We start from the raw sequence: 25,893 nt of genomic DNA on the forward strand, positions 1-25,893 counted from the left end.
ATGAATATAGCTCCTTTAATTAAAATAGTGTATCTGCCAGATTTTCAACGAACGATTTTTCGCGGTCTTCTTCCAGCTTATCAACGATACTGCGTAAAATAGCACGCTTAGGCGGAAGATAAATCGAAAGATCACAGGCATCCAACAGAGCGCGGATTGAAGCAGCATCCTCCGATAGTTTCCCCTGACTTACTGCTGTGATTAAATCATTAGATAATGTGACAAAATGACTGATCAGCTGCTTGTCTGTCAGATTTGTTGAATCGTTTATTAACTGTTCCAGCTGCTCCCCTTGAATATATGGTACATCAATAACGATAAAACGGTTTTTTAAAGCTTCGTTTAATGGAACTGTTCCAATATAACCCTCGTTAATGGCTGCAATCACACCAAATCCCTCTGCAGCAGTGACAATTTCATTGGTAAAAGGGTTGGTAATCGTTCGGCGATAGTCTAAAACTCCGTTAATCAGAGGTAACGTTTCTGGTTTGGCCATATTAATCTCATCAATATACAGAAAACTGCCTTGCTTCATTGCATTTGTAACAGGCCCGGGTACAAATTGGATTGTTTGCTTCTCTTCTTCATAGGCAAGCGTTTTGAAACCCATCAAGCTTTCTGCATCCAAGTCAACAGAACAGTTTACGCTGTACATTGGACGCTCAAAAAGAGAGGAAAGTGTTTCCGCAAACTTTGTTTTTCCAGCTCCGGTTGGTCCTTTTAATAAAATGTTTTTACCCATGCTCAATGCAACAATCGCATCAACTAATAATTCCTCACTCGGAGGAAGGTATCCGCCGGAACGGATCAGCTCCTGATGGTCTGTTGCTTGTTTTTTATTATTTTCAAGCAGCTCTTGAACTGCTTTTGGTAATTGATTTGTATTCATGGTTGGTTCTCCTTTTGAAATCATTTGCAGTGATTCCTTTTTTATTGGAGTTTTGAATATCCGCTATAGATTAAAAAAGCTCCGTTCACATTGTATTACTACTTGTACAAAAATACAAAGAATGCGCAGTCGTTGCGATATGGGGAAGCAATTGCTAAGATAAATATAATAACTCAACTTTCGTATCTAAAAAAATAACTTGCTTATCATAGAGACAGGTGTTGATTGTTTCTTCCATCTATCTCTTGTTAAAGCATAAACTCTAGCTAGAAAGAAGGTAACGAGTAAGGCCCCGCTGCGGCGGACCGTTTTGCTTTCCTAGGGGCACGCTCTTCAGCTAACTTTTGCCAAGAAGAGCACTTGGCAAAAGTGGATTTTCAGATGGTGCTAGTCCCTCAGGAGTCAAAACGGTCCGCCTCCGCTAGAAGGGGATTCTATACCTTTTAATACAACGGAGCCAATAGAGATTAGATAGTAAAGGACATATTTTTCGTGGTGCATATAAAAATGTCCCATCACGATTACTTTCTTTTCATAAAAACTATTCTTGATATTTATTATTCATGCTGTGTGGTGTGTCATAGTCTCAATTGCCACATTAACCATTTGAAACACTAAAATGATCTTTTAATCAAGCAAAAGACAATGATTTCATCCAGCTCCATCAGGCTATGATTTCTTTCATTCACTGTGGAATCCTATTAGAGCGCAGGCCAACCACGTAGACTCCTATGGGAACAGGGCGAGCTGAAGATCCACTTGAAAAGCGGGTTTCTTTTCAAGTTAGCTGAAGCCGTCCCCATGGAAAGCGGAGTGGTTGGCTGGAGCGGAAGCTATACACAATAACCTGTTCAAAAAATAAAAAGATGAGTTAATTAAAAGCAAACATGATAATAGAGACCATGTACATCCTGGAACAGCAAGGTATAGATGTTTATTCTTAGGTGCAAAAGTTGAATAATAATATAGAGACAGGCATCATCACTTGTTATGAGAATGGTGCCGGATAGGAGGATATATGGCTAAACGGACAATTGCGATTCACTTAAACCTGGAGGATAAGTATGTAAAAGAAATTCAGAAGGTTGCTCCAGATTGGGATATTCATACTGGAAAAGAGCTTTCAGATGATATCCTCAAAAAAGCAGAAGTTCTTGTTAACTGGCAAAAGGACAAAGAGAGCACGTATCTGAAAAATAATCAGCTGAAATGGGTACAGTCCTGGAGTGCAGGTGTAGATTCCTTAAATCTGAATAAAATTGAAGGGAAAGGGATAAAGCTGACAAGTGCAAACGGGGTTCACAGCTATCCAATATCTGAAACAATTTTTGCTTATATCCTTGGATTTACAAGACTGATTCATACCTATGTCAGACAGCAGCAGGAGAAGGTTTGGCATCATGCAAAGCTTCGCGGTGAAATACATAATAAGACGATTGCAGTGCTTGGTGTCGGAAAAATAGGGCAAGAAACAGCTAAAATAGCAAAAGCTTTTGGAATGAAGGTGCTTGGCGTTCGTCATTCAGGAAAAGCAGCGGAATACGTTGATGAAATGTATCAGCCCCATCAATTAGACAGTGTGCTTCCACAAAGTGATTATGTTGTTGTTACTTTACCATTGACAGAGGATACACATCATCTGATCGGTGAGGAACAATTTAAACAGATGAAAAAAAATGTTTTCTTTGTCAATATAGGACGCGGTCCGATTGTTGACGAAAAGGCATTGATTGCAGCACTGCAGAATAACGAAATTGCTGGTGCAGGAATGGACGTATTTGAAAATGAACCATTAGATCATACCAGTCCGCTCTGGGATATGGAGAATGTTATATTGACTCCACATACAGCAGGAGCAACGGAATTTTATAATCAGCGTGTCATTGAAGATATATTTATTCCAAATTTAAAAAGCTACTTAAATGGGGAAGCACCAGCGATTAATCTATACCAGCATGAACGTGGATATTAATTGTTAGCTTAAAAATAGAATTTAGATGAAAGTAAGGATGCAGGAAATGAAAAAGATACTGATTTTGCTCGCATTGCTGTTTATGTTAACAGGGTGTGAGCTGCTTGATTTTTTAGAAGACAGTGAGCCGGCAGAAGGGAGAGAATTTGTAACCATTGAGCGTGTTGTTGATGGCGATACGGTGATTGTGCATTTGGAAGATGGAACAAGAGAAAGGGTTCGTCTGCTCTTAATTGATACGCCAGAAAGTGTGAAGCCTGATACAGAAGTGCAGCCATTTGGTGAAGAAGCAAGTGATTTTGCGAAAGAGCTGATGCCTGAAGGCGAAACTGTCGAAATGGAGAGAGGGAATCCGGACCGGGATGATTATGACCGGATGCTTGCCTATATCTGGGTGGATGATGAAAATGTTAATCAGATATTAGTTAAAGAAGGCTATGCAAGAGTGGCTTTTGTTTATGAGCCGAATACGAAGTACTTGGAAGAACTAGAGGAAGCACAGGAAAAAGCAAAGGAAAACGAAGAAAATATCTGGTCAATCCCCGGCTATGCGGAAAGCAGATTTCATGAATATTAAGCGGGAACAGAAAAAGTAAAAGTTTTTGTAAATAACAGAGGGACTTAACTGAAAATCAAATAATTTATTACAATGGAAAATCTGAACATATTTGACTTCTTGTAAAGAGACGTTGAATGATGGTTTAGACTTTCCTTTTTTAGTCTGGACACGAGCAGATACTTGTAGTTGAAACGAGGCAGGATTTATCTAATTATTGCATGTTGGTTACAATTAAGTTAAGTAACAATATATAAGGTTTCATTTATAAATTGGGTGGTATTGGTATAATGTAACAAATTTTAGAGGAGGACTCTATCTATGAAGAAGAAATGGTTTGCTGTTGTGCCGTTAATAGCCTTGAGTGTAGCACCGCTCCAATTTCAATCAGTAGAAGCCTCAAGCGGAGAGGTAGTTCAGGCGGAGGAGCACCCTGAAGTTTCAGAAGAATTAAAGCCTTTATTAGATATTGCTCCAGAGCATCAACCTACCCTGGAAAACGCTGATTCTGGATTAGAAGTTCAATTATTACAGGAAAAACTAAATCATTTCGGTTTGAAGGTTGAAGCCGATGGTATATTTGGTCCCGAGACGGAAAAACAGGTGAGACAATTTCAAACAGATCATGATTTAATAGCTGATGGAATTGTAGGAGAAAAAACCTGGACAGAGTTATTGTTTGAAGAACGTAAAGGCCAGTTCACAGTAGATGATGCTATCAGCCTTGCTGAAAATAAGATGGAGAACGAAGATCTTATATTTAGCAGTGACGGTGTATTATATGAAGAAGACGGGAAAACATTCTACTCGTTGAAAGCTTCCAGCCAATCATTAATAGATAACGGTGGAACCGGAACAGTAGGGTATTATCATGTTTATAGTAACGGTGATGTTGTCGAATCTGAACCTCCAAAATAATAAACTCAACTTTTGCGCATTAAAAAATAACTTGCTTATCATTGAGACATGTGTTGACCGTTCCTTCCACCTATCTCTTGATAAAGCATAAACTCTAGCTAGAAAAAAAGTAATGTGTGAGGCTACTACTGCGGCGGGCCGTTTTGCTTTCCTAGGGGCGTGCTCTTCAGCTAACTTTTGCCAAGAAGAGCACTTGGCAAAAGTGGTTTTCTTTTCAAGTTAGCTGAAGCCATCCCCATGGAAAGCATAGTGGTTGGTCGGAGCGGCGCTATACACAATCTGCATTTCAATAAAAAGGTGACAAAATGCAAGCAGGATAATGAGGAACATGCCTAATCCTGGTATAATAAGGTATAGATGTTTATTCTCAGGTGCGAAAGTTGAGTAATAAAGAAGTTCGGTTAAATTTTTCGTGAAATGAATAAGAATACAAATAAAAAAGATTTTTGCAGCCATATTATGGTTACGAAAATCTTTTTTTATTTCAGTGTATGCAGACTTAGTTATTTAACCACGTATCCCGGCCCGTCCCGTATAACAGCCATGGAGAACCCAATTCAAATGGGTGGTTTTCAGGCAGGTGGTTTATAATGGAAGCCGGAATATCAATCCATATATGGACTTCTTCATCAGGGCATTGGTTTTGTAAATCTTTTTGTGCCGCAGCAATAGTTTCCCATAGGCCTCGTCGATCAAATAAATCCTTATATGGATATACTGCGTGAAGATAAATCTCTTTTTTAATATCCTTTTTTGTAATTAAAGGGGGAAGTCCTTCCTCTTGAAAAAAACGCCAGCTTTTAATTTGATCATTTTGAAAAAGCTCCGATAAGCTTGGAAAAGGGTAGTAGCATTCAAGCGGAAAGAACGTTTTCTTTGCAATGTGATATGTATTGAGTAATTTATTTTTCAATTCTTTCTGCGTTACTTCTTGCCAGCCGGGTTCTTTATCCATCAATACATCAAGTCTCTTTGCTGTGCATCCATAAAATGCTGTCTGCTTTTCCAAATGAATATGGTTCAGCACCTTTTGTGCGGGAATATTATCGGCTTGTGTATTTGCACCTAGCCATTTCAGCTCCTTTGTTTGAAATGCCTGGTCAAGTACATATTTTGTTAACTGCTTTGAATAGCCATGCCCCCGGTAGCGGATATCACTTCTTAATCTTCCAAGCATGGCAAGTCCAGGTCCAAATATAGTGTAGCCGGCAGTACTTACTAACTGATTATTAATAAAATATCCAAAAAGTACATGGTTTCCAGTACATAATCTATCGAAAATACGTATAATATAATCATCAGCCATGCCTGTATGCATGCTCTCCATAAAATTTTTGTCTGATGGTAATAATTGTCGGATTACAGCATTCATCAAATCACCTCAAAGTTTATTATAGGAAGAGGTTTATAGTTTCGTCCAGCAATTCAATCTGAGAAAAAGAGTTTAATTTCTCAATATTTAAAACGCTTACAAAAATAATATCTTGAGACAAGAAACCTGAAAGAGTATAATGAAAGATAATGTTGTGATTTAGGAGGGCTAAAATGGCTACAATTCATAAAGGAGAAACTAAATTTTATGTTGGGGAGGACATCCGGGATCCAGAAGCAGAAATCACTTTTGTTCAATCAGGGTCGAATCGTCTAGTTATTGATCATACGTATGTGGCAAAGGAACTCCGAAGCCAAGGAATTGCTCAACAGTTACTGAAGCATGTTGTTCAATATGCAAGAGAAAATGATAAATATATTATCCCTTTATGCCCGTTTGCAAAAAATCAAATGCAGAAAAATGAAGCGTATCATGACGTCCTTCAAAAACAATTTATTTAAATGTATCTGACAATTAAAGAGACAGCGGCATATTTATCTATAGATGAATCTATTGTACGGACGTATGTGTTACAGGGGAAAATCCGTACAATTTATGATGGGGAGAACTATTTAATCAACAGAAACCAATTTACAACATACTTCGAGCAGGTTGAGAAATACAGAAAATTAGTACAAGCGTACTTAGACGAACCAATTCCAGAAGATATTGATGTGAAGGATGAAGATTAATTTTGATCCACAAGGCTGAATATACAGATGATTCTCTGAAATAATAAGAAAATCGATACAGCAAAACATTAAAGGAGTTTTTAAATGAAAAACAAAAAACGTCCCCGATCGAAAAAGCCCGCCCCGTATTTGACTTATGAGGTTACGGAATCGAAGGAATTATTTCCTTTTTTAAGAGAGGTTTTAGAAAATCGCAGCCGTAATTCAGTAAAGTCTATTTTAACCAGAGGGCAGGTTTCTGTGAATGATCGTATACAAACTCAGCATAACTACATGCTGGAAAAGGGACAGGTTGTTAAAATATTAAAGAATAAAGAAGCTGTAAAACAAGAAGTCTTTATTGGAATGTCCATTATTTATGAGGATGAAGATATTATTGTCATTGATAAGGAAGCTGGACTTCTCTCAATTGCAACAAAGGAAGAAAGACGCCAAACTGCCTTTCATCAGTTAATGGATTACGTGAAGCAGGAAAATCCGATGAATCGCATCTTTGTTGTCCATCGTTTGGATAAGGAAACTTCTGGAGTCATGGTTTTTGCAAAAAGTGAGAAGGTAAAGCGTAAACTTCAAGATAATTGGAAAGATATTGTTAAAGAAAGAACATATGTCGTTTTAGTTGAAGGAAAGGTTTCAAAGGAAAAGGGTTATATTGTTTCCTGGTTAAAAGAAAGCTCGACACATAAGATGTACTCCAGCCGAGTAAAAAATGACGGTCTGCGTGCAGCGACACGTTATCGGGTCATTCAATCGAACCAGCAATTTTCTTTACTGGAGGTAGAACTGGAAACGGGAAGAAAGAATCAAATCCGTGTTCATATGCAGGAGCTTGGCCATCCGGTTGTTGGTGATAAGCAATATGGGGGCGGACATCGTCGTGTACTTGGCCGGTTAGGGCTGCATGCAAAAGCATTAGCGCTTTACCATCCAAGAACAGATAAATTGATGTTTTTCCGTTCCGATGTTCCAACATCTTTTTACCATAAATCTAAATAATAAATAAAGCCATTATCCTTTTGAAATATCAGGATGATGGCTTTTTACGTGCCTGGAGAGGATAAAACAAGAAAATCTGTTATTAAATTGGTGCTTTTTCTAATTTTCTTCCTCCGCGTCCAATTGTTGTTTCTGCCTGCTGTAAAGAGTTGTAAATGGCTTCTTCAATTACTTCTGCCGCAGCCCGGAAAAATTGATTCATGATTGGATGATCATCTCGAATCGTGGTGATAGAGCTTGTTATCTCGTTAGAATGATGATCGATTTTAGCAGCTGTTGAGAAGGCTATGGCAATATCACCGCTGCCATTATCTATCGTGCTTCCCGTTCTTCCAAGACCAATGGAGCAACGCTTTGCCAGCCGCTTTAACTGACGATCAGAAAAAGGAGCATCTGTTGCAAGGATCATCATAATTGAGCCATCTGGCGTATCCGGGTTTTCTTTAGAATCACTGGCAAACAGAGCTTGTTCACGTCTGCCGAAGTTACTGACAACGAGTGCGCCCAGTGTAAAATTTTCTTCTTCAGCAGCAATTATTCTCGAGGAAGTACCAATACCACCTTTATACCCCAGACATTGCATACCAGTTCCTGCGCCGACAGCACCTTCAGCAACTCTTTCATTTGTTGCGTCTTCAATGGCGGCGATAGCATGCTCTGGTTTTATCGCCTGAAGCCGGATGCTGTTTAAATAACCATCATTACATTCTCCAACTACTACATTAATCGTTCCTGTAGTATCGCCGATTTCCTCCGTTTCATTCAGCATATAAGTTAATGTACCCTGCATGACAGCTCCCACACTTAATGTATTTGTCAGCATAATCGGTGATTCAAGAACACCGAGCTCATCAATCTGTACTAAACCTGCTGTTTTACCAAACCCATTAATAACACTGTTTGCAGCAATTACCTTTTTTCGAAATAAATTTTCTGTATGGGGCAAAATAGCTGTGACCCCTGTACAAATGGTTTCTTTATCGTTTAAATGCTCATACAGTGTAATATGACCGACCTGCACACCACTAACATCTGTAATACAGTTCTTTTTTCCTTTTGGTAAAGTCATACGCTTCAAAACCCTTCATTTTTGATTAAATTATAACAAATCATTGTTCACTTGTATGGAATAAGACATCTTGGAAAAATTAACAATGGGGTGATGATATGAGGGGAAGAATAATAAGAATTTTGTTTTTTAGCGTACTTTGCTTTGTTTTAACAATAAATTCTGTAAGTGCCAATGATGATGTTAAGGAAGGTTTAGAAATCGGCGATAGGGCTCCGGATTTTAAATTGAATACACTGGAAGGAGAAACATTGCAGCTGTCTGACTTCCGTGGCGAGCGGGTAATGATTAATTTTTGGGCAACCTGGTGTCCTCCCTGCCGTCAGGAAATGCCGGATATGGAGCGGTTTTACCAGGAGCATAATCCGGTTATTTTTTCTGTGAATGTAACTGATGAAGAGTTAAACACGCAATTGGTGAAAGATTTTATGCAGGAATTAAAACTGACATTCCCCGTTTTATTAGATAAAGAAGGCGAAGTCAGTAATTTGTATCGCATTCAGGCAATTCCGATGACGTATATGATTGATGCGGAAGGTATCATTCAATTTAAATCTTTTGGGGCGTTAAGCTATAAGCAGATGGTGAAGCAGTTTGAGCAGATGAATAAAACAGATTAGCCTTTGAAAAGTATAAGAACAAGCATGTAGCAAAACAACAAAGTTATTACATGCTTGTTTTCCTATGTGTAGAATTCAAATCTAAGTTGTATTAATATCTATATGTCATTGCCATATAGTATTTTTTGCGATATAGTAGAACCGAAGAGGTGAAAGGGATGGAAACAGATAAATGGCAGCTGCAGTTTAAAAAAGGCGTCATTGAGTTAATGATTATGCTGCTTATTAAAGAGAAGGCTTACTATGGTTATGAACTGACAGCAGCTTTAAAAGATACAACCTATTTGGGGCTGTCTGATGGAGCTATCTATCCTATTTTAAAAAGACTTGAAAAAAACGGATGGACCTATTCTTATTGGGATACGCCGGAAGATGGTCCGCGAAGGAAGTATTATCAGTTAACGGAAAAAGGTGCAACTGCTTTGGAAAAACGTTTAGAGGTATTTATGTATTCAGCGGATATGATTCAATCTATAAAAGGCGGTGATTAATTTGGATGCATTAATCAATAAGTATTTAGGTGAATTATCGAAATATTTGAGTGTCTTACCAAAAAGAGAACGGGAAAACATTGTGATAGAGATTGAATTACATTTAAATGAGAAAGTCAACGAATTAAAAGAGGAAGGTTACAATGATCAGCAGGCAGTAAATAAAGTGCTAACTGAATTTAAAACTCCCAAATCATTGTCTATGGAAATGATGGAAGAATATGATGATAAAGAAATAAAAAAGAAACCTACATTTTTCTATTTCTTTTCTGTATTTTGCTTAGCGGGATTTTCACAATTGGCCATACCTATTTTAAGAAGGGAATTAGATCTAGCTTTTATATCATTTGGATTAATTTTAATTACATGCGGAATTATCTCCATGTTCTTAAAGAATAAATGGAGGATAATAGAAATAGATTTATTGAGAATTTTTCCAAAGATCATATTGTCTGTACCTTTTCCTATTTCAATACTTTTCTTTTGGATTGCAGTAAAGCAACAAAACTCGCTTGTTTTAACATGGATATATTATGTAGTAGCTTACTGGCTTTTGCTCTTGATTTACGGGCTTCTTTCAAAGAAAACATCTCAAAAAGCTGAGAAGACTTTTTATGAATTTTAGTAAGTGAAGATAAGAGGTTCTTATTAATCATACACGTCGTTAAATGAAGTACTTTTCAAATAAGAATAATGAATAAAAATAGAAAAATGCCTGCGTATGCGATAAACTATACGTTAGGCGTTTTTAATTTTGTTCGAAAAGATAATCTATATTTAGATATTAGCCCTGATAGAGCTTTTATTCAATTTATATAAATAATTTCTTTACATAAAATATTTTAAATTGGGGGAGGGTGTTAAAATGAAATTATTATTAGGACAATTTGTTATTATTTTCATTGTATGGATTGGTTTGCTTACTTTTTTTCAGGATATGAGCAATGCAAGTCAGCTTATCTTCTACTTAGTTACTTCATGGCTTCTATTACTAATCGTTTTAATAATAAAAACATGGATTCGAGAGAAGAAAAAGTCGAATCAACAATAATCCATCTTTTATAAGGAAGTGATGCGTTATGCTACGTATTGAAAATATCAGCAAGTCCTACGGAGATAAAAGTCTTTTCACAAATATAAATACAACTATCGGTGAATTTGAACGAATCGGCTTAATCGGTGTCAATGGAACTGGGAAGTCGAGCTTTTTAAAAGTAATTGCGGGAATAGATGAACCGGACCAGGGAGAAATTAAACACGCGAAGGATTATCAGATTGAATATATTGCACAGGAAACAGTGCTTTACGAAGATTTGACGGTTATTGAACAAATTTACTATGGAGAATCGGAACAGATGAAGCTGATGCGTGCTTATGAGCAGGCTATGTTAAATCTGGAAAAGGCCCCTGAAAAAGAAGCATTTCAACAGCAGTTATTACAGCTGCAGCAAAAGATGGATCAGGAAGAAGCATGGGAAGCTAATGCGAATGCGAAAACTATTTTAACAAAGCTTGGGATTACTGCATTTGATAAAAAGGTTCATGAGCTTTCCGGCGGTCAGCGAAAAAGAGTTGCCATCGCCAAAGCACTGATTCAGCCTGCTGATCTGCTTATATTAGATGAGCCGACAAACCATTTGGATCACGAAACGGTAGAGTGGCTGGAGAGATATTTACAGAGCTATCGCGGTTCTATTTTATTAGTAACGCATGATCGCTATTTCCTGAATCGTGTAACGAACCGTATTTTTGAACTGGATAAAGGAAATCTGTATGTCTATGAAGGAAATTATGAGTTGTTTTTAGAAAAGAAAGCAGAAAGAGAAGCACAGGAAATAAGTGATGAACAAAAGCATCGTAATACATTAAAGCGTGAGCTCGCCTGGCTGAGAAGGGGAGCAAAGGCAAGATCAACGAAGCAGCGTGCGCGTGTAGAGCGGGCAGAAGAGATGAAAGAAAAGAAATTTGATACAAAAAAAGAGAATCTTGCTATCCAGGCTGGATCGAAAAGACTGGGGAACGATGTTATCGAGCTGGAAGATATCTCAAAAACCTATGATCAAGAGACGCTTATCAACCATTTTTCATATCAAATTATCCCTGGTGATAGAATTGGGATTATCGGTCCTAATGGCACCGGGAAAACGACTTTACTCAATATAATGGCAGAACGAATCTTACCAGATGAGGGAAATGTAAAGCTTGGTGAGACTGTTCAAATCGGCTATTATACACAGGATGATGAGGACTTGGACGGGAATTTACGTATTATTGAGTATATTAAAGAAGTAGCAGAGGTAATGCACACTGCAGATGGACAGGTTATTACAGCTGAACAGCTCCTGGAGCAATTTTTATTCCCGAGAGCACAGCAATGGTCCTATATCCGTACATTATCAGGAGGGGAAAAACGAAGACTTTATTTACTCAAAGTATTGATGCATGAACCGAATGTCTTGTTCTTAGATGAACCGACAAATGATTTAGACACACAAACACTGGCTGTTTTAGAAGAATATTTAGAAACATTTCCGGGTGTCGTTGTAACTGTATCCCATGATCGTTATTTCTTAGATCGAATTGTTGAAAAGTTATTTGTGTTTAGAGGTGCAGGAGAGGTTTCGGTTTACTATGGTAATTACAGCGAATTTCTGGAAACCAACTCCATCCCAAAACAAATGAAAACTGCTGCTTTGAAAGAAACAAAAACTGAAGCTGCAGTTAAAACAAAAAAGAAACTATCTTACATGGAACAGCGCGAATGGGAAACAATAGAGGATGAAATTACACAGATGGAAACACGTCTTAGTGAAATTGAACAGGAAATTGCTGAAGCGGGAAGTGATATAGAAAAGGTGCAGCCTTTATTTACAGAACAGCAGGAAGTTGAACAGAAATTAGAAGAAAAAATGGAACGCTGGGAAGAACTATCACTGTTAAAAGAGAGTTTTGAATCAGGTACTGAATAAAAATTGCAGTGTAATATAATGGACTTGTATTATCTTACAATAAATAGGTGCAGTCGAGAACAATGCAGTATAACAAATTTGCAGTGTCAGATATAAAATCCGGGTAGCATTCGCATGTTTGCCATGTTATACTTACGTTTGAAATCACCAGATAAGTAAAGGAAGCCTAGTGTAAAGAGGCATATCGCTTCATACGCTGGAGAAAAGACTTCTTTCTTCGTGAAAAATAAACAATGCCAATCCCTGCTCCTCAATTTAAACAGTCTACAGCTTCTCCAAATGGAAAAGAAAGCTTTTAATATGTTTCATTTTTACGAGTATAAGGGAATACAGAGAAGAAGAGTGTACCTTATTTTGGAATTGATTAATCAAGGAGGTTATTTAATGAAGCTTTTTCAAGTTAGAAAAGGGCAATTTGTATTTTATGAAAATGAATTGCATAAGGTTTATTCTGTAAAACCAATGTTCAAAAAATCTGTTCACATGTATCGGCTGAAAGATATGAAACAGGTATTAACAACAGCAAGAGAAATTAATTTTTATCGCCCTAAGCATAATGATACGTTTATTTTTTATGGGAAGCGATATACGATTGATCAATATGCAAAACCAAAAGCCGGTGATTATATTTTAATTGTGAAGCCTACTCCCGACTTCCTGGATCATTATTCATTGAATGAGATTGAGAAAGTAGAACGGGTAGAAGATGGAAATGTAATTACGACCCGTGATAATGGTGTAAAGCATAGTGAATATGTTGTGATGGTTCCAGGAAAATCGGAAGCAAGCCAGGAAATTGCTTATTTCGATAAGACCCTTGTTCCAGAAGAAAAACAGCTTCAGGACGAGTCTATTTCTTACTTAGCAGAAAATGATGATACGTTGAAGCCGGCTGTTGGTGACATTTATTTAGATGTTCATAACAATACCCGCGCTATGATTGTAGCGATGTCCAGTGATGAGATTGTATTTGGACATGGTGTTCGTGTACATGTTGCTGAACTGTTAGATGAAACAAGGTATGAGCTTGTTTATCAATTTGAAGACCATTAAGCCATTTAGCTCTAAGCTGAACGGTGCTATCTTTTAAAACGATTATTTCGTATAAAAATCCGGCTGAATTTTACCCAGCCGGATTTTTATATGATTTTATCGGTTTAGCTGTTTGATTTTTTCCATTGCTCCCGTGCTTTGTAACCTAAAATATTGATTGCATCCTTGGAACTCGAGTAAATAGGATTGTATCCTAACTCCAGGTCTGTTAAATCGTCGACAGTAAGTTTGCCTTTAATGGCTGTAGCTAACACAGCCATTCGTTTATCAGCCCCTTTTTCTCCAATAACACTGCCTCCTAATAATCGCCCTGATTTCGGGTCATATACAATTTTCATCCAAAGCTTTTCTGAGCCGGGATAATACCCTGCATGGGAAAAGCCTTTTGAAGTAACAGATTTAAAAGGAATATTTAATTCTTTTAATGCCTGGCTGTTTTGGCCTGTAATAGCCACTGTTAAATCAAAGACCCGGAAAAGAGAGGAACCTAAAATACCATCACGCTGAATAGTTTCTCCATTTAAATGTGATGCAATGACAAATGCCTGCCGGTGTGCAGGCCAGGCTAAAGCAACATGTGCCGGTTTTTTGGTTATGAAATCAACCTCTTCCACGGCATCGCCCAATGCATAAATAGAAGGATCATTCGTCTGCATGACTTTATTTACTTTGATGGCGCCGGTTTCTCCTAATTCCAGTCCTGCATCCTTTGCAAGCTCCACGTTTGGCGTGATACCGACAGCCATAAGTGTAATATCTGCCTGAATCGTTTTTCCGCTTTGAAGATGCAGGGTCGTGCCATGATTGGAATAGCTTTTTAATTTATCGTTTAGATAAAGCTCAACGCCATTTTCTATTAAATGTTCATCTACATGACTGGCCATATCAGGATCTAAGCGTTTCATTACATGCTCTGAATGGTCAATAAGGGAGCACTGCAGCCCCCGCTTATGCAGGTTCTCCACCATCTCCAGGCCTACAAAGCCCCCGCCGATAATCGCAGCTGTTTTTGGTTTTTTCTCTGAGATAAACGCTTCTATCTGATCCATGTCTTCAATAGTGCGCAATGTAAAAGTATTGGACTGAATACCTTGTAAATCTGGCATAACGGCCCGGGCTCCTGGAGAAAGAATTAATGTATCATAATCCATCTCATAGGGTTTATTATTTTTTTCAAAAAAAATTGTTTTCTTCTCCCTTTCAATATGTGTAACCTCAGCATGGGTTTCAATAGAAATATTATATTTCTCTGCAAAATCATTCTCGGAATAAATAATGCGGTCTCTATCGGTAATATCTCTGCCTAAATAATAGGGCATGCCACAATTAGCAAAGGAAATGTACCCACAGCGGTCAAGAATATGAATTTCTGAATCAGGATCAGTTCTCCGTATTTGTGCAGCAACCGTAGCTCCTCCGCCAACACCACCGACAATTACAATTTTATTTACCATAATATAATAGCCCCTCTCGAAATAACTTCTCGAAATATCTTAGAATTAATTCATTAATATAATAGTTCCCCAAATTGCCTTAATCGAAAAGTGATTTATTTGTAAAAGTAAATATGAAACCTAAATGTCGTAATTAAAGTGCGTGTTCAAAAAGTACGGTGAAAAGGACCAAGAAGTTTAAGGCGATAAGCTTTCTCCAAGGAGCGTATACTTTATAATACGTGAGTAACGCTTTTGGTGGGGCGAGTAATCGCAAATGTTTTCGATGGGACGAGTAATCGCAGTCCCAGTCCCATTGAAAAAAGCTTATCAAGGCAGAAATTCGCCGTGTCATTTTTATTGGACTTTTTGAACATCCTCTTAAAAAAAACTCTCCACCGAAGCAGAGAGTTTTTATTCTTATATTTTCAATATATCTCTAATTGAGTAAAGAAAAACAATAATAATCATCACTGGAGCAAGCCATCGTAATATTTGATACCACACTAGAAACATTCCGTTACCAAACTGATTTCCTGCATGAAATTCCTGCTCAACTAATGTACGATTCATTTTAAAACCTACAAATAACGCAATCAGTAAGCAGCCGCCAGGAAGCATAATGTTACTGACTAAGAAATCACTTGCATCAAATGCAGTTTTTCCGAAAATATGAAAATCAGCTAGAACATTAGATGATAAAGCAGCAGGTATACCAAAGATAAACACTGCCAGTCCGGCAACCCATGCGATTGTATTACGTGATGCCTTCACTTTTTCGTTTACGGAAGAAGTAATAATCTCCAGCATACTGAAAGAAGAAGTTAAAATGGCAAACAAAAATAAGAACAGAAATAAGCTCAGGAATAATTCTCCAAAAGGCATTTGTGAGAATGCTTCTGGAAGAACAATAAATAATAGCCCCGGGCCTTCCGCCGGTTCAAGTCCAAATGCAAACACGATTGGGAAAATCGCTAGGCCGGCAAGCAGAGATACCATAATGTTCATAACAGAAACAGAAACTGCTGACTTTGTTAAACTGACATCCTTAGCTAAATAAGAGCTGTAAGTAACCATAACAGATATCCCGACAGCAAGGGAGAAAAATGCCTGTCCCAGTGCGTATAAGATATTTTCGCCGTTTAGCTGAGAAAAGTCAGGCTGAAGGAAAAAACGTATACCTTCCATAGCGCCTTCAAAGGTTAAAGCACGGGCGACAATAATAATGAAAAAGATAAATAATAAAGGCATCAGTACTTTATTATATTTTTCAATACCATTTTGAATTCCGTTAGAGATAACAAAGGAATTTATTAATACGAAAGCAGCAAGGCCTGCAATCGTAAGCAGCGGATTACCAGTAATCGTATCAAATAGCGCTGCATAATCTGTACCATTTGTAATAAGCATGCCGGGAACGGACATTAAACTGTAAATAAGCACCCATCCACCGACAACACTATAAAAGGACATTAAAATAAAAGCACCAATTACTCCCCAGTGTCCAATAAAAGAGAAGATGCTCTTTTTTGGTGCGAGCTTTTGATATGCACTGACTGCCTCCTTCTGAGCACCGCGCCCAATAACAAATTCGGCAATAAGCAGGGGAAGACCAATTAGTACGGTAAATAATATAAAGATAAAGAAAAATGCTCCTCCACCGTTTATCCCAGTCATATACGGGAATTTCCAAATAGCACCTAAACCGACTGCAGCACCGGCAGAGGATAAAATAAATCCAAGTCTTGTTGACCATTGTTCTGTCTTCTTTTCCATATTCGTAAAATCCTTCCTATTAAAATCAATGTTCAGTATAACATAAAACACAATTACGTTCAGTGCGCTTTTATTCCTGCAGAAACAATATTGTTTCCATTTTCTGAATATTATTTGAAAATAGTTGTAAACATATTTGAGCTTCCATTATACTAGTATTAGAAAGAATAGAAATTAATAGTTGGAAAGCAGTGCCGGAAGTAGTAATTATTTAATGACAGGGAGGAATTAAAATGATAACGCTTACATCAGAGGAGAAAAACTTAAAAAACTTTATTAATGGGGAATGGATAGAGGTCTCTAATAAGGAAAAGGTTTATAATCCAGCCAATGGAGAAGTCCTTGCAGAAATTCCTAATTCTGATTCTGCAGCTATTGATATGGCTGCAGAATCCGCCCGCATCGCTCAAAAGGAGTGGGCACGTGTGCCTGCGCCTCAGCGTGCTGAACTGCTGTATAAAGTTGGAATAAAGATGAAAGAGCAGAAGGAAAGGCTCTCTCAACTATTAACATTAGAAAATGGAAAAGTGATTGAGGAAGCGCGTGGAGAAGTCCAGGAAGGGATTGATATGGCTTTTTATATGGCTGGAGAGGGCAGGCGTTTATTCGGGCAGACCACACCATCTGAATTAAAGGATAAATTTGCGATGAGCCAGAGGTGCCCGGTTGGCGTTGTGGGAATTATTACACCGTGGAATTTCCCGATTGCAATAGCAACATGGAAGTCATTTCCTGCTATTGTTTCCGGAAATGCAGTTATCTGGAAGCCTTCTTCAGAAACGCCGTTCATGGCAAAAGCATTAGCAAAAATATTTGAGGAAGCAGGATTGCCAAAAGGAGTTATTAATGTTGTATATGGATCAGGAGCGACAATCGGGCAGGCTATGATTAATCATGAAGCTATCCGTGTTATCTCTTTTACCGGCTCCAATGAGACAGGCAGGAAAGTCGCAACAGAGTGCGGAAGACAATTGAAAAAGGTATCTCTGGAAATGGGTGGTAAAAATGCAGTGATTGTTATGGAAGACGCTGATATAGATTTAGCAGTGGAAGGCATTCTATGGAGCGCTTTTGGAACGAGCGGACAGCGCTGTACAGCCTGCAGTCGTGTTATTGTTCATAAAGATGTCTGCAAAGAACTGGAGAACCGGCTGCTGAAGGCAATGAAAGATTTAACCATAGGGGATGGACTTAATCCAAATATTAAAGTCGGTCCAATTATTAATCAGGCCGGATTAGATAAGATTTTAAAATATATTGAGATCGGAAAAGAAGAAGGGGCAAATTTAGTTACAGGTGGTAAACAGCTGACAGTGGAAAATTATGAGAATGGCTTTTATTTTGAACCGACACTGTTTTCAGATGTAACCATAGATATGCGGATTGCACAGGAAGAAATTTTTGGTCCGGTAGTTTCACTTATCGAGGTGAATGATTTTGATGAGGCTATCGCTGCAAATAATAAAGTGAAATACGGCTTGTCCAGTTCTATTTTTACACAGGATGTTAATCGTGTTTTTAGAGCACAGCGCGATTTAGATACTGGAATTGTTTATGTAAATGCAGGAACAACAGGTGCAGAGATTCATTTACCCTTTGGAGGAACAAAGGGGACAGGAAATGGGCATCGTGATTCCGGTGTACAGGCACTGGATGTTTTTACAGAGTGGAAGGCAGTCTATGTCGATTATAGCGGGAAGCTGCAGCGTGCCCAAATCGATACAGATGCATAAACTGTAAGTGCCTTTAAAAGCAGTAAGTGAAAAGGAGGAATTAGCATGAAAATAGGTGTATTAGGAACCGGTCTCATGGGAAAAGAAGTGGCAAGAGATCTGGCAGGAAGTGATGGTATTAGTGATATTGGTCTAGCAGATATAGATTTACAGCGAGCTCAGGATATTTGTTATCAATTACAATCCCCATTAATGACGGCCTATCAGGTTAATGCGAAAAATGAAGATGAGCTTGCGGATTTTATGAGCCGTTTTGATGTTGTTGTGAATGCGCTATTTTATACCTTTAATGAAGTAGTTGCCAAAACAGGTATCAAAGTAGGCACTTCTGTTGTTGATTTAGGCGGACATATTGATCATATTACGGATAAAGTGCTAGATTTAGAAGGAGAGGCAAGAGCGGCAGGTGTAACAATTATTCCTGATTTAGGCGTTGCGCCAGGCATGATTAATATATTATCCGGTTATGGAGTCAGCAAATTAGAAAAAGCAGCCTCGATTCAATTGTTTGTTGGTGGAATCCCTGTTCATCCAGAGGATCCATTGAAATATAATCATGTATTTTCCATGGAAGGCGTACTGGACCACTATACTGATCCGTCAGAGATTATCCGGGAAAATAAATTAATTACTGTACCTTCTTTATCAGAAATTGAATCCATTGAATTTGATGATTTTGATGAACTGGAAGCATTCCATACGTCAGGTGGAACATCGACATTGACAAAGTCTTTCCCTTTTTTAGAGACATTGGAGTATAAAACCATCCGCTATCCCGGGCATGCTGAAAAATTTAAGCTTCTAGTAGATTTGAACCTGACCAGAAATAATTATGAAGTAGTCGTAGATGGCTTACAAATCAGCCCTCGGAAGGTTTTATTAAAGGTACTGGACCCAATTGTTGATTTAAAGGATAAAGAAGATGCCGTTTTATTACGTGCTATCATTACAGGCTATAATAAGCAAGTGAAAACACAATTCACATATGAAATGACAACATATAAAGATCAGCAAACAGGGGTAACTGCGATGGCACGTGCTACTGCAAATACAATTTCTGTTGCTGCCCAAATGATTGCTGATGGAACAATTACTAAAAAAGGTGTCTATCCACCGGAGAAAATTATCCCGGGTGAAGCTTATATCGGAGAAATGGCGAAAAGAGGAGTAATCATAAAAGAAAAAATATCTATGGAGAACCACTCAACTATTTCCTGATAAAGTGAAAGAAATCTTATAAGAAATCAAGACAAATAAGCTTCCTAATTGTTAATTTTAAAAAAAGGAAGAGGATTAATTTTTTTTTGCAACTTAAACTAAAATATGAAGCTGAATCACAAAAGAAATCAGATGAACTCATTGTCTGATTTCTTTTGAATAGAAACAGCTCTTTAAAGCATCTTTAAAAAGCCTTTTTAAATCAAATTTTTAAAAGGCTGGATAATCTGTGGGGCGCAGGAAAACCCCGCAGATTATATATGAAATTAATTAAAAACAAATACCGGTATACAACGTTATATATATTCTCTAGAGAAAATACAAGTTCTATTTTGCTGCTTTTTGCAATTTATGAATCATTTTTAGTGCACGGCCAGTTCCAATTGCTACAGATTCTAATGGACTTGGAGCCATATGAACAGGGACGCTGATCTCCTCAGCAAGCCACTCCTGCATACCGTTCAGTAGGGAACCTCCACCAGTAAGAACAATTCCATTATCAACAATGTCACCACTTAATTCAGGCGGGCATTCTTCCAGAGTTGCACGGATTGCTTCTAAGATTTGTTCTAAGGATTCTTTTAGAGATGCATAAATCTCTGTAGAAGTAACCTCAATCGTTTTTGGAAGCCCTGTAACCATATCACGGCCACGAATTTCCATTGTTACTTCTTTGTGGTTTGGATGTGCATAACCAATTTCCATTTTAATATTTTCGGCAGTACGTTCCCCGATTAAAATATTGTATTGCTTACGGATATGTTGGATAATTTCTTCATCCATTTTATCGCCGGCTGTACGCACAGAATTGCAGGATACAATTCCGCCAAAGGAAATAATACCAACTTCCGATGTTCCACCGCCGATATCCACAATAACATTTGCATAAGGTTCATCTACAGGCAGATCTGCTCCAATAGCTGCAGCAACAGGTTCTTCAATTAAATGAACTTGTTTCGCACCGTAGCTTGATACAGCATTATGAATTGCTCTTCTTTCCACACTTGTGCTGCCAGATGGGGTACATACAATAACATTCGGTTTACGCATAGACATACCCAGTGTTTTGCTTACTTTTTTTAGCAATTCTTTCAGTAATTGGGCAGTAACATCATAATCAGCGATAACACCATCTTTTAAAGGACGGATCGGGATGATGTTTTTTGGTGTCTTACCAACCATTTCTTTTGCCTCTGTCCCCACAGCCATCACCTGCTTAGTGTTCACATCGATTGCTACTACACATGGCTCGTTTAATACAATTCCTTTTGATTTTGAATACACCAAGATATTTGCAGTTCCTAAATCAATTCCAATTTCAGCGCTTGAAAACATATATAAAATCCTCCATATAAATACATTTTTTATTTTCGATTGTAGACAGAAAAGACAATATACGACACTTTTCCGTATTAAATAGTGTTCAAAATTTAATGAATTAGTTCTTGTTGTCAGCCTTTTGAACATATATTGTTATTCCATTTATACATTTCTTACACATTTCTATTTTATTTCAGTTTCTTAGAATACTATTCTATCAAATAATTGCTTTTTTGGGGGTGTTAAACTCCCTTTATTATATAGAAAGAACTAGTCTATAAAATAAAACATAAAAGAAATGAAATCAAGTAACATTTTCGTTACAATTTTGCTTATAATGTAACATTAGACCTGCTGTAGAAACTTGTCAATATTCGTTTTATAGAAATGATTTCCTATCTATTGTTTAATTTCCAACACAGGAGAAATATACCCAATTTAGAATAGTAGATTTGATAGGCTTTTACAAGTTTAAGAGCAAGAAAATAATCCCTTAGAAATGACTCTGGTAAACCTTGCCTTAATTATTTCAAATATTACAGGAAAACCCGTGTTATGATCATTTTGCACAAAACAAAACAACAAAACAAAGGAGTGTATGTGCATGTTTAAGAAAGTAGGCATTGCTACGGCGTTGTCAGCAACTGTATTATTCGGAGGAGCATTTGTTTCTAATGCTGAAGCATCTGCAAATAATGGAGCTTCTCCTCAAAATTCTATGCAGGTCTATTACTCAGCTAATGGACAGGGCTGGAACGAATTAAATAATGAGCAATTTGAACAAGGTAGCTTCGATTGCTTTAATCTAATAAATGGAGAAGCTGCTCCAAACGCTGAAGCTGAGGCAGAAGCACCAGCAGAAAACCAATCTTCTGAACAAGCAAATCAAGAAGAGACTGGTAATAAAGAAGAAGCTGAGAAAAATACAGAAGATCAGCAAGCAGATGGTGATGTTAGTCAATTTGAACAAGAAGTAGTTGACTTAACAAACCAGGAAAGAGAAAAACAAGGACTTGCTCCACTTGAATTAGATTCTGAGCTAAGCAAAGTAGCCCGCGCGAAATCTAAGGATATGCAAGCAAACAACTATTTTGATCACAATAGCCCAAACTATGGTTCTCCATTTGATATGATGCAAAGCTTCGGTATTGATTACAATACTGCTGGTGAAAACATTGCTCAAGGGCAACAGTCCCCAGAAGAAGTAGTAGATGCATGGATGAACAGTGAGGGACACCGCGAAAACATCATGAACGGTGATTTCACTCATATTGGAATTGGTTACGTAGAAGACGGTAACTACTGGACACAAATGTTTATCGGAAAATAAGCTGATAAACTTTATAGTTTAAATAAAAAACCTTCCCGTCTGGAATAACTATCTTTTAAAAAAGAGAGTACATCCAGACGGGAAGGTTTTTTTATTATGAATTTACTTTTTCGTTAATATGATTAACTTTTAAGATATTATTATTCATTAACTGCTCCAGATCCTCTAGGCTATAGCCGAGCTCTTCTAGAATTTCATTATTATGCTGGCCTAAAAGCGGGGCTGGTTTTTGAAGTCTGCCAGGAGTTTCGGAAAACTTGGCTGGAAAACCAAGTGTTTTCATAGAACCGCCTGCCGGGTGTTCATAATCTAAAATCATATCCCGGGCTTGAATCTGTTCATTACCGAGAGCCTGATCATATGATAAGATTGGACCAGATGGAATTCCATGCTTTTCTAATAAATTTAACCAATAATCAGAGGTATTGGTTGTTAATACTTTCTCAATCTCCGATTCTAATTCTTCTACGTTTTCTGCCCGAATACTATTTGTTAAGAAACGCTCCTCTTTGATCCATTCAGGTTTATGAAGAACGTGCTGACATAGATTTTCCCACAGCTTCTGATTTCCGGCACCAATCAGGATGAAGCCATCCTTTGTTTGGAATCCCTGATAAGGAGCTGAAACACGGTGTGCTGTACCATTACGGGTTGCAATTTCACCTTTTCCAAAAAAGGCAGCAGCCTCCCAGACAGTCCATGCTAACCCAGAATCGACGAGGGAAATATCGATATATTGTCCTTTTCCTCCTTTAAGCCGATGAATATAAGCTGCTAGAATGGACTGAATGGCTGTTTCTGCAGCAGCAATGTCATGGATAGCGATACCTACTTTTGCAGGTTTACCTTCTTTATCACCAGTCATATCAATTAAACCGGAAAGACCCTGTGCCATAATATCGAATCCGCCCTTATCACGATAAGGACCTGTTTGTCCATAGCCGGAGATAGAACAATAGATAATATCTGAATTAATTTCTTTTAATGTTCCATAATCAATACCGAGCTTTTTCGTAACGCCGGGGCGGTAATTTTCAACGAGAACATCTGCATCCTTAATCAGTTCATAGAAAACCTTTAATCCTGCTTCCGTTTTTAAATTTACACACATTCCCCGCTTATTGCGGTTTACCATCATGTACATATAGCTTTCTTCATTAATATAAGGTCCCATTGTCCGTGTATCATCACCCAGCGGGTATTTCTCCACCTTAATAACGTCTGCTCCCATGTCGCCTAATACCATAGTGCAATAAGGGCCAGCCAAAACCTGAGATAAATCTACGACTTTCATTCCTTTAAGAGCTTGTTCCAATATATTTCTCTCCTTTGTATATAAACCTCTTAATTAAGAAAAATCTGGTTTCCGTTTTTCTAAAAAAGCCTGAATGCCTTCTGTGTAATCATTTGAGCTGTAAGAGTCTAAGACAAGATTTGCGATATCTTCTGTTTCCTGATTTTCACCATCAATAATTGCCTGGATGACCTGTTTAATTCCTGCATTGGCAACAGGGGATTTTTGAAGCACGCGTTTTACAAATTTATTAACATCCTGCTCGATTTCATCAGGTTTACAGATAAAATCGACAAGGCCGATTTCTTTGCCTTTTTCTGCCGTAATTAATTCTGCTGTATAAAGTAATTTCTTCGCTTGTGATGGTCCAACCAGATTAAATAGACGTTTGGTGCTTGTCAGATTGTAAATAATTCCAATATTGGCTGCTGTAATGCCAAGCTTGCTTCCTTGCGTTGCAAAGCGAAAATCACATGAATTAGCCAGTTCGAGTCCTCCACCGATGGCAAGTGTTTGAATTAATGCTGCTGTCGGTCTGGGAAAGCGATAGAGCTTTTCAATAGCCCCAAGTGCAAAATCGTTATATGCTTTCGCTTTTTCAGCATGAAGGCGGACTTCCAGAAATTCAGAAATATCTGCGCCGGCAGAAAACGCAGTATCATCAACACCTCGAAGGATAAGGAACTTCACTGTTTGATCTTCTTTTAATTCATCTAATAAATCCTCAAGGTGACGGAACATCTCCAGAGAGAAGCAGTTCTTTTTTTCTGGCCGATTAATGACAATGGTTGCAATGGAGCCATTTCTTTCGATATAAAGATAATTAGACATACAAGATAAATCCCTTCGCAAATATTATTTTTGTCAGTATCCAGATATGTATTGATAGAGGTAATGTGAAACTTTATTTGGGGGGAAGTTATTTTTCATCCCCCGCTTAAAATGGGTATAACTTCTTTTTTCTTGAAGTAAGAGTCATACAGCTAGTTGTTAATAGATATTTTAATCCTCCCAGCCGGGGATAATGGAGCCTTCAAATTCTTCTTCAATAAATGCTTTTACTTTATCAGACTGATAAGCATTAACCAGTGTTTCTACGACTGGATCATCTTGATTCTCCGCACGGACCACAATGTAGTTTACATATGGAGAGTTTGTGGATTCCAATAAGATAGCATCATCTTTTGGACTGATTCCGGCCCCTAAAGCAAAGTTCGTATTAATCGCAGCAGCGTCTACTTCACTTAATTGGTTAGGAATCTGTGCAGCGTCTAATTCTACAAATTCCAGCTCGAGCGGATTATCAACAACATCATGAATAGATGCAGTTTCTTTGTTTTCTTCATCCAGTGTAATTAGGCCTGCTTCTTCTAAAATAAATAGAGATCTGCTTCCATTAGACGGATCATTAGGAAGCCCGAATGTTGCGCCTTGAGGGAGATCATCAATATTATCATATGTTTCTGAGTAAACCCCCATTGGATTTAAAATAGTTTCTCCGACTGGTACTAAATCTGTATCATGGTCTTCATTGAATTCATCTAAAAATGGTTTATGCTGATAGCTGTTTGCATCCAAATCACCTTCAGCTAACGTTGTATTTGGCAGTACATAATCAGAGAATACTTTTATTTCTATCTCAAGACCGTCTTCTGCAGCTACCTCTGCAGCAGCTTCTAAAATTTGTTCCTGCGGCCCGGCAGTAACACCGACAACAAGCTTATCTTCACTGAGTGCTTCAGCATTTTCCGCGTTATTGCCGCAGGCAGCAAGTATTCCGAATAATAAAATAACAAATAATAATGCTAATTTCTTCATGTTTTTCCACCTCATATTCGTTTTTAAATAAAAAAAGAAAGCCTCTCTTACTTTGAATTAAAGAAAGAGAGGCTTGTCCAATGTACAAATTTCCTCTCTCATCTTCCAAAACGTATCGTTTTGCAGGATTTAGCACCTTTTTATGCATAAACATAAAAGGTTGCCGAGCTTCAACGGGCCAGTCCCTCAGCTACTCTTGATAAGAGATATATGGATTCAATTTTATTATTAAGTAATAACTTAATCTAAATTCTCATTTAAGTCAATACTTTTTTAATTATTATAATTTTATTTGTTTTTAAATAGTATTATTTCTTTTTAAGACACAAATAATTAATATTAAATATGTTAATGGGTAAATAATTGTTATATGG

The 25,893-nt window shown here is 37.7% G+C and carries 24 protein-coding genes and 1 riboswitch; of the genes, 15 read left to right on the top strand and 9 right to left on the bottom strand.

From position 1 onward, the window contains the following. Positions 1-19 precede the first annotated feature (19 nt). A complete protein-coding gene (locus tag MHH51_RS08350; protein WP_147209689.1) occupies positions 20-889 on the bottom strand; it encodes a MoxR family ATPase in 870 nt (289 codons plus the stop codon). Positions 890-1,907: 1,018 nt separating this feature from the next. On the opposite strand from MHH51_RS08350, the gene MHH51_RS08355 reads away from it, so the two are divergent. The 3 genes from MHH51_RS08355 (at position 1,908) to MHH51_RS08365 (ending at position 4,335) form a co-directional block, all read left to right on the top strand. Beyond that, positions 1,908-2,861: a D-2-hydroxyacid dehydrogenase gene (locus MHH51_RS08355; protein WP_147212341.1), complete on the top strand. Its 954-nt coding sequence runs from the start codon at positions 1,908-1,910 to the stop codon at positions 2,859-2,861. Positions 2,862-2,907: 46 nt separating this feature from the next. Continuing rightward, positions 2,908-3,438, top strand: coding sequence for a thermonuclease family protein (locus MHH51_RS08360; RefSeq protein WP_339285522.1), 531 nt, complete (start codon positions 2,908-2,910; stop codon positions 3,436-3,438). Positions 3,439-3,738: 300 nt separating this feature from the next. Then, the gene (locus tag MHH51_RS08365) at positions 3,739-4,335 is read left to right on the top strand and encodes a peptidoglycan-binding domain-containing protein (RefSeq protein WP_339285524.1); all 597 of its coding nucleotides are present in this window, start codon (positions 3,739-3,741) and stop codon (positions 4,333-4,335) included. Between the two features lie 499 nt (positions 4,336-4,834). On the opposite strand, the gene MHH51_RS08370 is transcribed toward MHH51_RS08365, so the two are convergent. Then, positions 4,835-5,707, bottom strand: coding sequence for a GNAT family N-acetyltransferase (locus MHH51_RS08370; protein ID WP_339285525.1), 873 nt, complete (start codon positions 5,705-5,707; stop codon positions 4,835-4,837). Positions 5,708-5,880: 173 nt separating this feature from the next. Here MHH51_RS08370 and MHH51_RS08375 point away from each other — a divergent pair, with 173 nt between their 5' ends. From MHH51_RS08375 to MHH51_RS08385, 3 genes are all read left to right on the top strand, one after another. After that, positions 5,881-6,168: a GNAT family N-acetyltransferase gene (locus MHH51_RS08375; RefSeq protein WP_147212344.1), complete on the top strand. Its 288-nt coding sequence runs from the start codon at positions 5,881-5,883 to the stop codon at positions 6,166-6,168. Further along, a complete protein-coding gene (locus tag MHH51_RS08380) occupies positions 6,169-6,399 on the top strand; it encodes an excisionase family DNA-binding protein (RefSeq protein ID WP_147212345.1) in 231 nt (76 codons plus the stop codon). Positions 6,400-6,483: 84 nt separating this feature from the next. Further along, entirely contained in the window at positions 6,484-7,395 is a 912-nt protein-coding gene (locus tag MHH51_RS08385) for an RluA family pseudouridine synthase (RefSeq protein ID WP_147212346.1), read from the top strand. 82 nt (positions 7,396-7,477) lie between these two features. Here MHH51_RS08385 and MHH51_RS08390 read toward each other — a convergent pair whose 3' ends face one another. After that, a complete protein-coding gene (locus MHH51_RS08390) occupies positions 7,478-8,464 on the bottom strand; it encodes a P1 family peptidase (RefSeq protein ID WP_339285528.1) in 987 nt (328 codons plus the stop codon). A gap of 98 nt (positions 8,465-8,562) precedes the next feature. Here MHH51_RS08390 and MHH51_RS08395 point away from each other — a divergent pair, with 98 nt between their 5' ends. The 6 genes from MHH51_RS08395 (at position 8,563) to MHH51_RS08420 (ending at position 13,597) form a co-directional block, all read left to right on the top strand. Next, complete coding sequence (locus MHH51_RS08395) at positions 8,563-9,084, top strand: TlpA disulfide reductase family protein (protein WP_147212348.1); 522 nt, start codon at positions 8,563-8,565, stop codon at positions 9,082-9,084. A 158-nt stretch (positions 9,085-9,242) separates the two neighbouring features. Continuing rightward, entirely contained in the window at positions 9,243-9,575 is a 333-nt protein-coding gene (locus MHH51_RS08400; protein WP_147212349.1) for a PadR family transcriptional regulator, read from the top strand. A gap of 1 nt (position 9,576) precedes the next feature. Next, on the top strand, positions 9,577-10,200 hold the full coding sequence (locus MHH51_RS08405; protein WP_339285531.1) for a permease prefix domain 1-containing protein: 624 nt from the start codon (positions 9,577-9,579) through the stop codon (positions 10,198-10,200). Positions 10,201-10,440: 240 nt separating this feature from the next. Continuing rightward, complete coding sequence (locus MHH51_RS08410; protein ID WP_147212351.1) at positions 10,441-10,626, top strand: hypothetical protein; 186 nt, start codon at positions 10,441-10,443, stop codon at positions 10,624-10,626. 28 nt (positions 10,627-10,654) lie between these two features. Then, complete coding sequence (locus tag MHH51_RS08415; RefSeq protein ID WP_339285533.1) at positions 10,655-12,544, top strand: ABC-F family ATP-binding cassette domain-containing protein; 1,890 nt, start codon at positions 10,655-10,657, stop codon at positions 12,542-12,544. Positions 12,545-12,928: 384 nt separating this feature from the next. Further along, positions 12,929-13,597: a hypothetical protein gene (locus MHH51_RS08420; protein WP_147212353.1), complete on the top strand. Its 669-nt coding sequence runs from the start codon at positions 12,929-12,931 to the stop codon at positions 13,595-13,597. Between the two features lie 104 nt (positions 13,598-13,701). Here MHH51_RS08420 and MHH51_RS08425 read toward each other — a convergent pair whose 3' ends face one another. After that, positions 13,702-15,051 (bottom strand): CoA-disulfide reductase, encoded by a 1,350-nt coding sequence (locus tag MHH51_RS08425; RefSeq protein ID WP_339285536.1) that lies wholly within the window; start codon positions 15,049-15,051, stop codon positions 13,702-13,704. A 399-nt stretch (positions 15,052-15,450) separates the two neighbouring features. Then, positions 15,451-16,806, bottom strand: coding sequence for a sodium-dependent transporter (locus MHH51_RS08430; protein ID WP_339285538.1), 1,356 nt, complete (start codon positions 16,804-16,806; stop codon positions 15,451-15,453). 233 nt (positions 16,807-17,039) lie between these two features. Here MHH51_RS08430 and MHH51_RS08435 point away from each other — a divergent pair, with 233 nt between their 5' ends. Together MHH51_RS08435 and MHH51_RS08440 are read left to right on the top strand one after the other, a co-directional pair. Further along, positions 17,040-18,539, top strand: coding sequence for an aldehyde dehydrogenase family protein (locus tag MHH51_RS08435; protein ID WP_339285540.1), 1,500 nt, complete (start codon positions 17,040-17,042; stop codon positions 18,537-18,539). A 45-nt stretch (positions 18,540-18,584) separates the two neighbouring features. After that, entirely contained in the window at positions 18,585-19,757 is a 1,173-nt protein-coding gene (locus MHH51_RS08440; protein ID WP_147212357.1) for a saccharopine dehydrogenase C-terminal domain-containing protein, read from the top strand. 327 nt (positions 19,758-20,084) lie between these two features. Here MHH51_RS08440 and mreBH read toward each other — a convergent pair whose 3' ends face one another. Beyond that, positions 20,085-21,092 carry a rod-share determining protein MreBH gene (gene mreBH / locus MHH51_RS08445; RefSeq protein ID WP_147212358.1) on the bottom strand — a complete coding sequence of 336 codons (1,008 nt, stop codon included), beginning with the start codon at positions 21,090-21,092 and terminating at the stop codon, positions 20,085-20,087. A gap of 589 nt (positions 21,093-21,681) precedes the next feature. Here mreBH and MHH51_RS08450 point away from each other — a divergent pair. Continuing rightward, positions 21,682-22,407: a CAP domain-containing protein gene (locus tag MHH51_RS08450; protein ID WP_147212359.1), complete on the top strand. Its 726-nt coding sequence runs from the start codon at positions 21,682-21,684 to the stop codon at positions 22,405-22,407. Between the two features lie 94 nt (positions 22,408-22,501). On the opposite strand, the gene MHH51_RS08455 is transcribed toward MHH51_RS08450, so the two are convergent. From MHH51_RS08455 to MHH51_RS08465, 3 genes are all read right to left on the bottom strand, one after another. Next, positions 22,502-23,722 (bottom strand): CoA transferase, encoded by a 1,221-nt coding sequence (locus tag MHH51_RS08455; protein WP_147212360.1) that lies wholly within the window; start codon positions 23,720-23,722, stop codon positions 22,502-22,504. Positions 23,723-23,755: 33 nt separating this feature from the next. After that, positions 23,756-24,532 carry an enoyl-CoA hydratase-related protein gene (locus MHH51_RS08460; RefSeq protein ID WP_147212361.1) on the bottom strand — a complete coding sequence of 259 codons (777 nt, stop codon included), beginning with the start codon at positions 24,530-24,532 and terminating at the stop codon, positions 23,756-23,758. Positions 24,533-24,703: 171 nt separating this feature from the next. Continuing rightward, on the bottom strand, positions 24,704-25,519 hold the full coding sequence (locus tag MHH51_RS08465) for a MetQ/NlpA family ABC transporter substrate-binding protein (protein ID WP_339285545.1): 816 nt from the start codon (positions 25,517-25,519) through the stop codon (positions 24,704-24,706). 95 nt (positions 25,520-25,614) lie between these two features. Further along, positions 25,615-25,725: riboswitch (SAM riboswitch) on the bottom strand. Positions 25,726-25,893 lie beyond the last annotated feature (168 nt).

This window comes from Oceanobacillus sp. FSL K6-3682, from assembly GCF_037976165.1.
GTDB lineage: Bacteria > Bacillota > Bacilli > Bacillales > Amphibacillaceae > Oceanobacillus > Oceanobacillus sojae.

Coding starts and splice junctions, on each gene's coding strand:
- MHH51_RS08375 (WP_147212344.1), top strand. CDS start 5,881: ATGGCTACAATTCATAAAGGAGAAACTAAATTTTATGTTGGGGAGGAC.
- MHH51_RS08370 (WP_339285525.1), bottom strand. CDS start 5,707: ATGAATGCTGTAATCCGACAATTATTACCATCAGACAAAAATTTTATG.
- MHH51_RS08465 (WP_339285545.1), bottom strand. CDS start 25,519: ATGAAGAAATTAGCATTATTATTTGTTATTTTATTATTCGGAATACTT.
- MHH51_RS08415 (WP_339285533.1), top strand. CDS start 10,655: ATGCTACGTATTGAAAATATCAGCAAGTCCTACGGAGATAAAAGTCTT.
- mreBH (WP_147212358.1), bottom strand. CDS start 21,092: ATGTTTTCAAGCGCTGAAATTGGAATTGATTTAGGAACTGCAAATATC.
- MHH51_RS08400 (WP_147212349.1), top strand. CDS start 9,243: ATGGAAACAGATAAATGGCAGCTGCAGTTTAAAAAAGGCGTCATTGAG.
- MHH51_RS08420 (WP_147212353.1), top strand. CDS start 12,929: ATGAAGCTTTTTCAAGTTAGAAAAGGGCAATTTGTATTTTATGAAAAT.
- MHH51_RS08425 (WP_339285536.1), bottom strand. CDS start 15,051: ATGGTAAATAAAATTGTAATTGTCGGTGGTGTTGGCGGAGGAGCTACG.
- MHH51_RS08360 (WP_339285522.1), top strand. CDS start 2,908: ATGAAAAAGATACTGATTTTGCTCGCATTGCTGTTTATGTTAACAGGG.
- MHH51_RS08385 (WP_147212346.1), top strand. CDS start 6,484: ATGAAAAACAAAAAACGTCCCCGATCGAAAAAGCCCGCCCCGTATTTG.
- MHH51_RS08430 (WP_339285538.1), bottom strand. CDS start 16,806: ATGGAAAAGAAGACAGAACAATGGTCAACAAGACTTGGATTTATTTTA.
- MHH51_RS08390 (WP_339285528.1), bottom strand. CDS start 8,464: ATGACTTTACCAAAAGGAAAAAAGAACTGTATTACAGATGTTAGTGGT.
- MHH51_RS08460 (WP_147212361.1), bottom strand. CDS start 24,532: ATGTCTAATTATCTTTATATCGAAAGAAATGGCTCCATTGCAACCATT.
- MHH51_RS08365 (WP_339285524.1), top strand. CDS start 3,739: ATGAAGAAGAAATGGTTTGCTGTTGTGCCGTTAATAGCCTTGAGTGTA.
- MHH51_RS08435 (WP_339285540.1), top strand. CDS start 17,040: ATGATAACGCTTACATCAGAGGAGAAAAACTTAAAAAACTTTATTAAT.
- MHH51_RS08410 (WP_147212351.1), top strand. CDS start 10,441: ATGAAATTATTATTAGGACAATTTGTTATTATTTTCATTGTATGGATT.
- MHH51_RS08380 (WP_147212345.1), top strand. CDS start 6,169: ATGTATCTGACAATTAAAGAGACAGCGGCATATTTATCTATAGATGAA.
- MHH51_RS08350 (WP_147209689.1), bottom strand. CDS start 889: ATGAATACAAATCAATTACCAAAAGCAGTTCAAGAGCTGCTTGAAAAT.
- MHH51_RS08440 (WP_147212357.1), top strand. CDS start 18,585: ATGAAAATAGGTGTATTAGGAACCGGTCTCATGGGAAAAGAAGTGGCA.
- MHH51_RS08355 (WP_147212341.1), top strand. CDS start 1,908: ATGGCTAAACGGACAATTGCGATTCACTTAAACCTGGAGGATAAGTAT.
- MHH51_RS08395 (WP_147212348.1), top strand. CDS start 8,563: ATGAGGGGAAGAATAATAAGAATTTTGTTTTTTAGCGTACTTTGCTTT.
- MHH51_RS08450 (WP_147212359.1), top strand. CDS start 21,682: ATGTTTAAGAAAGTAGGCATTGCTACGGCGTTGTCAGCAACTGTATTA.